We start from the raw sequence: 11,939 nt of genomic DNA on the forward strand, positions 1-11,939 counted from the left end.
AGAAGTCACCGGGATGCGCCCTCCAGCGGCCCGGGGTGCCGCTGCGGGGGTGTGCAGCGGTAGCGTGTGCACCCGTGACCCTCGCCTCGCTCTCCCCCCAGGCGGCCCTGCCCAGCCCCAGCACCGCTGTCTGGCAGCTCGGGCCGGTGCCGATCCGGGCCTACGCGCTCTGCATCATCGCCGGCATCGTGCTGGCCTGCTGGGTGACGGAGCGCCGGCTGCGGCAGCGCGGCGTCGCGCCCGGCGCGGTGCTCGACATTGCCGTCTGGGCGGTGCCCGCCGGCATCATCGGCGCCCGGATCTACCACGTGGTCACCTCACCCGAGAAGTACTTCGGCGCTGGTGGCGACCCGATGAAGGCGTTCGCCATCTGGGAGGGCGGTCTCGGCATCTGGGGCGCGGTCGCCGGTGGCGCGCTCGGTGTCTGGATCGCGGCCCGACAGCTCGGCATTCCGTTCGGCGTGGTGGCCGACGCGCTGGCCCCCGGGCTGCCGCTGGCCCAGGCCGTCGGCCGCATCGGCAACTGGTTCAACAACGAGCTCTTCGGTGGCCGGACGACCCTGCCGTGGGGTCTGGAGATCCACCGGATGGACCCGGACAACCCCGGGCACGCCCTCCGCGACGACGCCGGGCAGCCGATCCTCGAACCGGGTCTCTACCAGCCGACCTTCCTCTACGAGGCGCTGTGGAACCTTGGCGTCGTAGCTCTGGTCCTCATCCTTGACCGCCGGCTGAAGCTGGGCCGGGGCCGGGCGTTCGCGCTCTACGTGATGGGTTACACCGTCGGCCGGTTCTGGATCGAGCTGATGCGCACCGACGAGGCCAACCAGATCCTCGGCGTCCGGCTCAACGTCTGGACCGCCGCCCTGGTCTTCCTCGGCGCCCTGATCTACTTCGTGCGGGTTCGTGGCCCTCGGGACTACCTGATCCCGCTCGGCCCGGCGGCGACGACGACCCCGCCCCCCACGTCCGACCTGTCCCAGGTCGACCTCTCCGAGCGGGAGACCCCCGCGCGGGCCGCCGCGCCGGAGGGCTACCGGGTGGTGAGCGAGGAGCAGTACGCCGCCTGGCAGGACACCGGCGTCGTACCGCCGGCGAACGACGACGACTCCCGGCCGGATGATGGCCAGCCGTCCGACGACACGGCGGCCGCCGACCTCACGCCGAGCGACGACGAGCCGGTAGACGAACCGTCCGCCGCTCGCACCGACCGGGCCGACGCCACGGGCGCGCGTCCCGCCGACCGGGACAGCTGAGCGGCACCGATGCGAAGCGCGGTGGTGGTCGGCGCAGGGGTCGGTGGCCTCGCGGTGGCCGGCGCGCTGGCTCGTTCCGGCTGGCAGGTCACAGTGTTGGAACGCGCCGAACGGGTCCGACCCGAGCCGACCGCAGTGGTGCTCTGGCCCAACGGCGTCCGCGCGCTCCAGGCCCTCGGCCTCGGCGCCGGCCTGGCCGCCATCGCCACCCCATTGCCCGACGGCGGGGTCCGTCGCCCGGACGGGCACTGGCTCGTGCAGCCCCGGCCCATCCCGGCCGACCGGATGCCGGTGGTGGTGCACCGGGAGGATCTGCACGACGCGCTGATCGCCGGCCTCGGCGAGCGGGTCGAGTTGCGGACCGGGGTGACCGTGCGCCACGTCCGCGTCGAGCCGGGCGAGCGGCCGGGAGTCAGCGACGGGCGGCACACCATCGAGGCCGATCTGGTGGTGGCCGCCGACGGTACGGACAGCGGCATCCGCCGCCAACTCGCGCCCGAGTCCCGGGTGGTCAGCTCCGGGTGTGCCGCCTGGCGGGCCGTCATCCCCTGGTATCAGGCACCTCGACTCCCCGACGATCAGCCGCTGGCCGGTGAGATTCTCGGCGCGGGTTACCGGTTCGTGGCCGCGTCGCTGGGCGAGCGGGGCTCCTCGGGCGGGTCCAGCCGGGGCGGCATCTACTGGGTGGCCACCGCCGCCGGCGCGCCCCGCCCGGAACCACCGGAGACCCAGCTCGCCCTGCTGCGCCGCTGGTACGCGGGCTGGCCCGCTCCGGTCGGCGCGCTGCTCGACGCCACCGACCCGACCGACCTGGTCCAACAGGAGGTCCGCGAGCTGCGCCCGCTGCCCAGGGCGTACGGCTTTCCGGTCGGGCCCGGTGGGGTGGTGCTGCTCGGCGACGCGGCGCACGCCATGCCGCCGCACCTCGGGCAGGGCGCCTGCCTCGCGTTCGAGGACGCCGCCACGCTCGCGTCGCTGCTGCGGGAGGCCCGACTGCCCGACGCCGTCCAGGCGTACGACCGGGTGCGCCGCCCCCGGGCCGCGACAGTGGTCCGGCAGACCCGGCGGATGTCGGCGGTGCTCCAGACCCGCGGCCGGTTGGCGCTGCGCGCCCGGGACGCCGCACTGGGCACGATCAACTCCCGACTGCTCTCCAGCGCCGCAGCCTCCGCCGCCCAGTGGCGCCCACCGACCTGACCTCCGCCGTGAGGCAGGTCAGCGGAGCGGGGCGGTCAGGGGATGAGCGCGGCGGGTTCGGCGATGCAGGCGGTGCCGATTCGGCGGAAGCCGACCCGCAGGTAGACCCGCGCGATCTCCTCGCTGCCCGCGGAGAGGAAGACAAGCTCGGTGCCGGCCGCCAGTAGTTCCCGGGCCAGGGTGGCGGTGAGCGCGGCGCCCAGCCCGCGTCGTCGGGCGGACGGCAGGGTGGCCACCCCGGCGATCTCCGCGACGTCGTCCACCCGCATCGCCATGCCGCTGGCCAGCGCGCCCTCGGTCGGCGTGCCGGCCAGCGCGGAGATCCGTCGCCCGTCGGCGATCCGGACGCGCTCCTCGTCGAGCGCGGCCAGTTCGAGTTCGGTGACGGCGGCGTCGCGTTCGGCCGGGCCGGCCTCGCCGGGTGCGGTGCCGGCGGCGGCGAACGCCACCGCTGCCACCGCGCGCCGGGCGGCGACATCGGCGGCGAAGCCGGGGGAGTCAGCTGCCAGCACCCGCACCGCCGCGTCGGAGAGCGTCGCCGGGTCGGGCAGCGCGCTCGGGTCGAGCACCATCAGCGGCGCCTCCAGCACGCTGAGCCCCGCCGAGCGGGCCACCGCCAGCAGCTCCGGGGTCGTCTCGTGCACCCACTCGAAGGCTTCTGGCAGGCCCAGCTTCCGCTGGCGCTCGCGGACCGAGACCACATCGGCAAGCGACGGCGGCTCAGTAGCGTCGATCCGGGGGCGGGCGTAGAACGGCCAGCCGGCACCTTCGCGGACGAACAGCACCAGCCCGCCATGCTCCTCCGCACCGGTGACGTCGCGGGGCACCGCGTCGTAGAAGCGTTCCAACCGGTCGAAGACGTGCTTGTGTAGCGGATCCACCGCGCGAGACTACACGTCCCAGCCAGTGGACGGTGTGATCAATCTCGGGTGGCCGTGCGGCCCCGGCCCTAACGTAGACTCAATAGACCCACGGGCCGACGTCGTCCCCACCATGATCCAACCTGAGTGACGACAGGAGGCCCGGTGGCTCAGCCGTACGCGGACACAGAACAGCCGCACCCGCACAGCCCGCAGGCGTCCCCGACGCCCCACCCCCGTCCGTCCGCCCAGGGCCTCTACGACCCAGCGCAGGAGCACGATGCCTGCGGCGTGGCCTTCGTGGCGGACCTGCACGGCCGGCGTTCACACTCGGTCGTCGCCAATGGGCTCGGCGCGCTCTGTCGGCTGGACCACCGGGGCGCCCGTGGCGCGGAGCCGAACACCGGCGACGGCGCCGGCATCATGATCCAGGTGCCCGACGCGTTCCTGCGCGCGGTGGCCGACGTCGCGCTTCCCCCAGCGGGCGAGTACGCCACGGGGCTGGTCTTCCTTCCCGACGACGATGCCGCCGAGGCGCGTGCCCGCCGGGTGGTCGAGAAGTACGCAGTGGTCGAGGGCGCCGACCTGCTCGGCTGGCGGGACGTGCCGATCGATCCGAGTGACCTGGGCGAGACCGCCCTCGCGGCGATGCCCCGGGTGCGGCAGCTCTTCCTGGCCGCGCACCGCCTCACCGACGCGCCCGACGGGCCGGCCGGCTCCCCGCTGCGCGGCATCGAGCTGGACCGGGTGGCGTTCTGCCTGCGAAAGCAGGCCGAACGGGAGACCGCCGAGCGCGGCGTTCCGGCGTACTTCCCGTCGCTGTCCAGCCGCACCATGGTCTACAAGGGCATGCTCACGCCCGACCAGTTGCCGGCGTTCTACCCGGACCTGCGCGACGAGCGGGTGGACAGCGCCATCGCGCTGGTGCACTCCCGCTTCTCCACCAACACCTTCCCGTCCTGGCCGCTGGCGCACCCGTACCGGTTCATCGCCCACAACGGCGAGATCAACACGATCCGGGGCAACCGCAACTGGATGCAGGCCCGCGAGGCGCTCCTGCGCTCGCCGAACGTGCCGGGCAACATACGGCGGGTCTTCCCGGTCTGCACCCCCGCCGCCTCCGACTCGGCGAACTTCGACGAGGTCCTGGAGTTGCTGCACCTGGCCGGGCGGAGCCTGCCGCACGCGGTGCTCATGATGATCCCCGAGGCCTGGGAGAACGACCCGGGGATGGACCCGGCCAAGCGCGCCTTCTACCGCTTCCACGCCAGCCTGATGGAGCCGTGGGACGGTCCGGCGTCGGTGGCCTTCACCGACGGCGAGATCGTCGGCGCGGTGCTGGACCGCAACGGGCTGCGCCCGGGGCGCTGGTGGCAGACCGACGACGGCCTCGTGGTGCTCGGTTCCGAGGCGGGCGTCCTCGACCTGGACCCGGCCCACGTGGTCGCCAAGGGGCGACTCCAGCCGGGCCGGATGTTCCTGGTCGACACCGTGGCCGGGCGGATCGTGCACGACGAGGAGATCAAGTCCGAGTTGGCCGCCGCCCAGCCGTACGGCGAGTGGCTGCACGCCGGGCTGATCGAGCTGAACGACCTGCCGGCCCGCGAACACACCGTCTACACGCACGACTCGGTGCGCCGCCGGCAGCAGACCTTCGGCTACACAGTGGAAGAGCTGAAGATCCTGCTCGGGCCGATGGCCCGCACCGGCGCCGAGCCGCTCGGCTCGATGGGTACGGACACCCCGATCTCGCCGCTGTCGACCCGGCCGCGGCTGCTCTACGACTACTTCCACCAGCTCTTCGCCCAGGTCACCAACCCGCCGCTGGACGCCATCCGGGAGGAACTGGTGACCAGTCTGGCGTCGACCATCGGGCCGGAGGGCAACCTGCTCGACCCGGGCGCCGCGAGCTGCCGGCAGATCGTGCTCCCGCACCCGATCATCGACAACGACGAGCTGGCGAAGATCCTCTCCATCGACGAGGACGGCGACCTGCCCGGCTTCAAGGCGGTCCGGGTCTCGGGGCTGTACCGGATCCGGGAGGGCGCCGCCGGAATCAAGGCGCGGCTGACCGAGATCTGTCGGCACGTCTCCGAGGCGATCGAGGACGGCGTGCGCATCCTGGTGCTCTCCGACCGGGACTCCAACGCCGACCTGGCGCCGATTCCGTCGCTGCTGCTCACCGCCGCCGTGCACCAGCACCTGGTCCGCGAGCAGACCCGTACGCGGGCGGCGCTGATCGTCGAGTCCGGGGACTGCCGGGAGGTGCACCACGCGGCGGTGCTGATCGGCTACGGCGCGGCGGCGGTCAACCCGTACCTGGCGTTCGAGTCGGTCGAGGACATGATCCACACTGGCGCGCTGGCCGGGGTGGAGCCGGCCGCCGCGGTGCGCAACTACGCGAAGGCGCTCGGCAAGGGCGTCCTGAAGATCATGTCCAAGATGGGCATCTCGACGGTCTCCTCGTACTGCGGTGCGCAGGTCTTCGAGGCGGTCGGCCTGGACAGCCGGCTGGTCGAGCGCTACTTCCGGGGCACCCCGAGCCGCATCGGCGGGGTGGGTCTCGCCGGCGTGCACACCGAGGTGGCCGCCCGGCACGCGCTGGCCTGGCCGCCGGCCGGCACCGCCACCTCCGACCGGTTGGAGGTCGGTGGCGAGTACCAGTGGCGCCGCGAGGGTGAGCTGCACCTGTTCAACCCGGAGACGGTCTTCCTGCTTCAGCACGCCACCCGCAGCCGGCAGTACGACGTCTTCCGGCAGTACACCGCCAAGGTCGACGCGCTCGCCGCGCAGGCCGGCTCGCTTCGCGGGTTGTTCACAGTGCGCACCGGGCTCCGTCCGGCGGTGCCGATCGAGGAGGTCGAGCCGGCCACCGAGATCGTCAAGCGGTTCGCCACCGGCGCCATGTCGTACGGGTCGATCTCGGCGGAGGCGCACGAGACGCTCGCCATCGCCATGAACCGGCTCGGCGGCAAGTCCAACACCGGTGAGGGCGGCGAGGACGTCGAGCGGCTGCACGACCCGGCCCGGCGTTCGGCGGTCAAGCAGATCGCCAGCGGCCGTTTCGGTGTGACCAGCGAATACCTGGTCAATGCGGACGACCTCCAGATCAAGATGGCCCAGGGTGCCAAGCCGGGCGAGGGCGGTCAGCTGCCCGGCAACAAGGTGTGGCCGTGGATCGCCCGGACCCGGCACGCCACCCCCGGCGTGGGTCTGATCTCCCCGCCGCCGCACCACGACATCTACTCCATCGAGGACCTCGCCCAGTTGGTGCACGACCTGAAGTGCGTCAACCCGGCGGCCCGGGTGCACGTCAAGCTTGTCAGCGAGGTCGGCGTCGGCACCGTCGCCGCCGGGGTGGCGAAGCTCAAGGCGGACGTCATCCTGATCTCCGGCCACGACGGCGGCACGGGCGCTTCCCCGATGAACTCGCTCAAGCACGCCGGCACCCCGTGGGAGCTGGGGTTGGCCGAGGCGCAGCAGACGTTGTTGCTCAACAAGCTGCGCGACCGGGTCACGGTGCAGGTCGACGGCCAGCTCAAGACCGGCCGGGACGTGCTGATCGCGGCGCTGCTCGGCGCGGAGGAGTTCGGCTTCGCGACCGCGCCGCTGATCGTCGAGGGTTGCGTGATGATGCGGGTCTGCCACCTGGACACCTGCCCGGTCGGCATCGCCACCCAGAACCCGGTGCTGCGGGAGCGCTTCACCGGCAAGCCGGAGTTCGTGGAGAACTTCTTCCTCTTCCTCGCCGAGGAGGTCCGGGGGTACCTGGCCGAGCTGGGTTTCCGGTCGATCGAGGAGGCGATCGGGCAGTCCGAGGTGCTCGACGTGGCCCCGGCGCTGACGCACTGGAAGGCGCACGGGTTGGACCTGGCGCCCGTCCTGCACCTGCCGGAGCTGCCCGCCGGCGCGGCCCGACGTGGGGTCCGCGCGCAGGATCACGGCCTGGAGCACGCGCTCGACAACGAGCTGATCGCGCTGGCCCGTCCGGCTCTGACGGACGGGGCGCCGGTGCGGGTCGAGGTGGCGGTGCGCAACGAGCACCGCAGCGTCGGCGCGATGCTCGGCGGTGAGGTGACCCGTCGCTTCGGCGGCGCCGGCCTTCCCGAGGACACCATCGAGTTCGTGCTGCACGGCACGGCTGGGCAGTCGTTCGGCGCGTTCCTGCCGCGCGGGGTGACCCTGCGCCTGCACGGCGACGCCAACGACTACGTGGGCAAGGGCCTCTCCGGGGGTCGGCTCATCGCCCGTCCGGACGCCGCCGCGCCGTTCCTCGACCCGGATGCCGAGCCGGGCCAGCGGGCCGAGGATCAGATCATCGCCGGCAACACCATCCTGTACGGGGCCACGGCGGGCGAGGTCTTCCTGCGCGGCCGGGTGGGGGAGCGGTTCGCGGTCCGTAACTCCGGCGCGATCGCCGTGGTCGAGGGCGTCGGCGACCATGGTTGCGAGTACATGACCGGCGGCACGGTGGTGGTGCTGGGCGCGACCGGCCGGAACTTCGCGGCGGGCATGTCCGGTGGCACGGCGTACGTGCACCACCTGGACCGGGCCCGCGTCAACGTGGAGCTGGTCGACCTGTTGCCGCTGGGCGAGCAGGAGCAGTCGCTGCTACACGAGCTGGTCCAACGGCACGTGGCCGAGACCGGGTCGGCGGTCGCCGAGGAGCTGCTGAAGCGGTGGCCGGAGGCGGTGGCCGAGTTCACCGCTGTGGTACCTCGCGACTACCGCCGGGTGCTGGAGATCATGCGGGCCGCCGAAGCAGCCGGCCGCGACGTCGACGACGCGGTGATGGGCGCGCTCAGCGCGCCCGCCGCGCCGGTGCCGCCCGCTCCGCGGGTGGCTGCCCAGGAGGTGGCACGTGCCTGACCCGAACGGTTTCCTGCGCTACGACCGGCGGTTGCCGGCCCGCCGCCCGGTGCCGGTGCGGATCAGCGACTGGCGGGAGGTGTACCCGCCGGCCGGTGAGGAACTGGTCCGTGAGCAGGCCACGCGATGCATGGACTGCGGCATCCCGTTCTGCCACGACGGCTGCCCGCTGGGCAATCGCATCCCGGACTGGAACGACCTGGTGCGTACCGGCAACTGGGACGCCGCTGTGGAGTCGCTGCACGCGACCAACAACTTCCCGGAGTTCACCGGCCGGCTCTGCCCGGCGCCCTGCGAGGCGGCCTGCGTGCTCGGCATCTCCGGCGGTCAACCGGTGACCATCAAGCAGGTCGAGGTGGAGATTGCCGACGCCGCCGCGGCGCGGGGGTTCACCCCCGGTCCGGTGCCGGCGCCGTCGGGCCGGTCGGTCGCCGTCGTCGGCTCCGGGCCCGCCGGTCTCGCCGCCGCACAGCAGCTGGTCCGCGCCGGTCACGCGGTGACGGTGTACGAACGCGACGACGCGATCGGTGGCCTGCTCCGGTACGGCATTCCCGACTTCAAGTTGGAGAAGCGGCACATCGATGCCCGGCTGGCCCAGCTCACCGCCGAGGGGGTGCACTTCCGCACCGGCGTGAACGTCGGGGTGGACGTGACCGCCGAGCAGTTGCGCGCCGAGCACGACGCGGTGCTGCTGGCCTGTGGGGCGTTGCAGGGCCGGGACACGCCGGAGACCCCGGGGCGGGCGCTTCGGGGCGTACACCAGGCGATGGCGCACCTGGTCGCGGCGAATCGCGCGGTCGCCACCGCGGCCACCGACCAGGCCGGCGTGGTGGCCACCGCCGAGCGTCGGCTGGCGCCGGCGGTGTTGCCGGACGGCACGCCGATCGACGCGGCCGGCAAGCACGTGGTGATCATCGGCGGCGGTGACACGGCGGCCGACTGTCTCGGCGTCGCGCACCGCCAGGGCGCGGCGGGCGTGCACCAGCTCGACCTGTACCCGCAGCCGCCGCACGAGCGCGACGAGGCACGGGACCCGTGGCCGACCTGGCCGTGGGTGCTGCGCAGCTACCCGGCGCACGAGGAGGGTGGCGAGCGGGTCTTCGCCGTGGCGGTGCAGGAGTTCGTGGACGACGGCACCGGCCAGGTGCGGGCGGTGCGGATCGCCGAGGTGACAGTGGAGAAACGCGACGGCCGGCGGGTCGTCACGGTGGTGCCGGGCTCCGAGCGCGAGTTGCCGGCCGATCTGGTGCTGCTGGCGATCGGTTTCGAGGGCACCGAGCAGCAGCCGCTGCTGGCCCAGTTCGGCGTGGCCCGCAACCCTCGGGGCGCCATCGACGCCAACGACGACTGGCAGACCGACGCCGACGGGGTGTTCGTGGCCGGTGACATGCACCGGGGGGCCTCGTTGATCGTCTGGGCCATCGCCGAGGGGCGGGCGGTCGCCGCCGCCATCCACGGCTATCTGGGCGGTGTCGGTGCGTTGCCGGCCCCGGTGGGCCCGGCCACGCAGGCTCTCGCCGCTCGCTGAGTCGCGGGCGTCCGGTCGGTGCGGCAGGTCCGCTGCCGCACCGGCCGGACATTCCCGCTGGTGAAGCCGCTCACAAATGTGGGCAAATAGGTTTAAGCCGGCAAGACTTACCGGCTGCCGAACCGCGCCGCGATCGGTGTGAATGATCATGCTGCCGATCGCTGGAGGTTCGTCGTGGCCAGAGGTGCCACCTTCGCCGCGTTGCGACATCGCAACTACCGGATCTGGGCCCTCGCCGGTTTCGTCTCCGTCATCGGCACCTGGATGCAGGTCCTCGGGGTCAACTGGTACGTCCTGAAGGAGACCGGCTCGGCGACGTCCATGGGCTTCGCCGTGCTGCTCCAGGCGGCGCCCACGTTGCTGCTCAGCGTCTGGGGTGGCGTGCTGGCCGACCGGCTGCCCGCCCGCCCGTTGCTGATCGCCGCCCAGGGCGCCCACGCCGCACTCGCCGCCGGACTCGCGGCGGTCGCCCTGACCGGGGTCGGCGGCCTGCCGCTGATCTTCGCGATCTCGCTGGCCAGCGGTGCCGTCTCGGCGATCGAAGGCCCGGTGATGGGGCGCTGGGCCGCCAGCCTCGTCGACCGGGAGACGCTGGGCAACGCGCTGGCGCTCGGCTCGCTCACCAACTCCGCCGGCCGCATCCTCGGCATGAGCCTCGGCGCCGTGGTGGTGGCCGCCGTCGGACCCGCCCTGCTATTCGGCATCAACGCGGCCAGCTTCGCCGCCGTGGTGATGGCGCTGTTCGCCGTACGCCCGGGAGCCGTGCCCGGCCTCCCGGTCCCGGACGCCGGCCGGGCCCGGGACGGTGTCCGCGCCGGGTTCGCCTACCTGCGCGGGCAGCCGGTGCTGCTCCTCGCGCTCGCCCTGTCGTTCGTGCTCGGCAGCCTGGGCCGCAACTACCAGGTGACCATGGCCGCGATGAGCGACGGGCCGCTGGACGCCGGCGCCTCCGGGTACGGCCTGCTGTCGACAGTGTTCGCTGTCGGAACGGTGGTGGGCGCGCTCGTCGCGGCCCGGCGACGTTCCCTGGGCTACCGGACGCTCGTCGTCGCGGGCCTGCTCGCCAGCGGGTTGCAGATCGTCGCCGGCCTCGCACCGGGCACCTGGAGCTTCGCCGCGGTGATCCTGCCGATCGCCGCCGCCGCGGTGGTCATCGACACCACCGTCGGCACCCGCGCCCAACTCGACACCGACGGCGCGATGCGGGGCCGGGTGCTCGCCGCCCTGGCGGTCACCGGCTCCGTCTCCGCCGCGGTCGGCGCCCCGCTGCTCGGCTGGCTCGCCGAACACGCCGGGCCCCGGCAGACGCTCGTCCTCGCCGGAGCCGCAGCGGCGATCGCCACGACGGCGGCGGGCGTCGCCCTGGACCGCCAGCGCGGCCGCGCGGCAACTCTCGCGCTTGTCGTTCCGCGACCCCGCCATCCGGTACGACGAGCGGCGTTCCGGGCCGCCCGCATCGTCCGGCCCAGCGGTGCGGTCTGCGTCATCGCGCCCACCGAAGCCGGTGCGGTGCGGTCGGGTGGGGTCCGGCTCCGGGAGTTGGTCACCGCGGGGCCGGTGGCGAACCGCTGAGACAGCTGTCACCCCGGCGGCCCGCTTTCGGGACAGGGCGACCTGAAGATCATCGCTACGCTGCGATCATGGACATTGAGGAGCGGCTACGGCGAACCCGCCGATGGCTGTGGATCGTGCTGATCGGGCTCTTTTTGAGTGGCGTCACAGCGTTTCCGCTGGAGATCGAGGTGCGCTGGCTGCTGCGCGCACTGGATCCGCTCGCCGGCCAACTCCCCGCACTGGTCGCCTGGATCGAGCGGGTGCACACCGGGCTCGTGACGGCCGGGGAGGACTACCCGTTCCTGCTCTACGGCACCGACTGGCTGGCCTTCGCCCACCTGGTGCTGGCAGTGGCCTTCTGGGGGCCACTGCGCGACCCGGTGCGCAACGTCTGGGTGGTGCAGGTCGGCATGATCGCCTGCGCCGGCATCGTCCCGCTGGCGCTGATCTGCGGCCCGATCCGGGACATCCCCTGGTTCTGGACGGTCGTCGACCTGTCCTTCGCGGTCGGGGCGTTCCCGCCGCTCTGGTTCGCGTACCGGCACATCCGCGCCGTCGAGGCGAGCACGGCGGAGGCGACAGGCGCCCCGTCGGTTCCGTGAGCGCGTCCCGGTAGGCGGCTGGACAACGTCGGCCGGAGACCCCCGCCTGCGCGACGGGTGCCTCCGGCCGACG

At 73.1% G+C, this 11,939-nt stretch carries 7 protein-coding genes; 6 read left to right on the forward strand and 1 reads right to left on the reverse strand.

Going from position 1 to position 11,939, the window contains the following annotated elements; translation table 11 throughout:
- Positions 1-74 precede the first annotated feature (74 nt).
- Together lgt and FB453_RS28595 are read left to right on the forward strand one after the other, a co-directional pair.
- Complete coding sequence (lgt, locus tag FB453_RS28590) at positions 75-1,256, forward strand: prolipoprotein diacylglyceryl transferase (protein WP_145795222.1); 1,182 nt, start codon at positions 75-77, stop codon at positions 1,254-1,256.
- Positions 1,257-1,265: 9 nt separating this feature from the next.
- Positions 1,266-2,453, forward strand: coding sequence for an FAD-dependent oxidoreductase (locus FB453_RS28595; RefSeq protein WP_112582714.1), 1,188 nt, complete (start codon positions 1,266-1,268; stop codon positions 2,451-2,453).
- A gap of 35 nt (positions 2,454-2,488) precedes the next feature.
- Here FB453_RS28595 and FB453_RS28600 read toward each other — a convergent pair whose 3' ends face one another.
- Positions 2,489-3,334 (reverse strand): GNAT family N-acetyltransferase, encoded by an 846-nt coding sequence (locus FB453_RS28600; RefSeq protein WP_145795224.1) that lies wholly within the window; start codon positions 3,332-3,334, stop codon positions 2,489-2,491.
- Positions 3,335-3,478: 144 nt separating this feature from the next.
- On the opposite strand from FB453_RS28600, the gene gltB reads away from it, so the two are divergent.
- From gltB to FB453_RS28620, 4 genes are all read left to right on the forward strand, one after another.
- Positions 3,479-8,182, forward strand: a complete 4,704-nt coding sequence (gene gltB, locus FB453_RS28605) for a glutamate synthase large subunit (protein ID WP_145795227.1) — start codon at positions 3,479-3,481, stop codon at positions 8,180-8,182.
- A complete protein-coding gene (locus FB453_RS28610; RefSeq protein WP_145795229.1) occupies positions 8,175-9,710 on the forward strand; it encodes a glutamate synthase subunit beta in 1,536 nt (511 codons plus the stop codon). The genes gltB and FB453_RS28610 overlap by 8 nt, the downstream gene beginning before the upstream one ends.
- A 174-nt stretch (positions 9,711-9,884) precedes the next feature.
- Positions 9,885-11,282, forward strand: coding sequence for an MFS transporter (locus tag FB453_RS28615; protein WP_145795231.1), 1,398 nt, complete (start codon positions 9,885-9,887; stop codon positions 11,280-11,282).
- Positions 11,283-11,350: 68 nt separating this feature from the next.
- Complete coding sequence (locus FB453_RS28620) at positions 11,351-11,866, forward strand: hypothetical protein (protein WP_145795234.1); 516 nt, start codon at positions 11,351-11,353, stop codon at positions 11,864-11,866.
- The last annotated feature ends 73 nt before the right edge of the window (positions 11,867-11,939 follow it).

The organism is Micromonospora sp. CNZ322, from assembly GCF_007827755.1.

Excerpts from the sequence above, each read along its gene's own strand:
- FB453_RS28595 (WP_112582714.1), top strand. The coding sequence starts at position 1,266 with ATGCGAAGCGCGGTGGTGGTCGGCGCAGGGGTCGGTGGCCTCGCGGTG.
- FB453_RS28620 (WP_145795234.1), top strand. The coding sequence starts at position 11,351 with ATGGACATTGAGGAGCGGCTACGGCGAACCCGCCGATGGCTGTGGATC.